Here is a 333-nt window from a genome sequence, read left to right as displayed (position 1 = left end):
TCTGCACCATCCGCTCCTGCCTCGACACCCTACGCAAACAAGGGCACAGCATGCTGGAAGTGCTGCGCCGTGCATTTGCTGGCGATCCGATCAGGCCAACTGCGTAGCGGCTGAATAGTTACGATTCTGCTTGCTTCGTTATACCAATACGTCTGGCTTTTTCCGTCAGGGTAAGTCACCTTGGTCAGATTGTTTGCCTTGCAGGCGACGCTGGCTTCATTGCCTGGAATGCAGCCGCCCGAGGCCCCGTCGTACTCGTAAAGAGTGGACTTCCCCGCCGGATCGATCATTTCGGCAATGCGGCCTTTCACGTCATACATGAACTGAAGCTGG

At 55.9% G+C, this 333-nt stretch carries 1 protein-coding gene; it reads right to left on the bottom strand.

Going from position 1 to position 333, the window contains the following annotated elements:
• Positions 1-29 precede the first annotated feature (29 nt).
• A partial coding sequence (locus tag F2P44_RS34700; protein ID WP_167094642.1) for an RHS repeat domain-containing protein occupies positions 30-333 on the bottom strand: 304 nt, incomplete at its 5' end.

Source organism: Massilia frigida (assembly GCF_011682175.1).
GTDB classification, from domain to species: domain Bacteria; phylum Pseudomonadota; class Gammaproteobacteria; order Burkholderiales; family Burkholderiaceae_D; genus Telluria_A; species Telluria_A frigida.
This window is presented reverse-complemented; position numbering and strand designations above follow the sequence as displayed.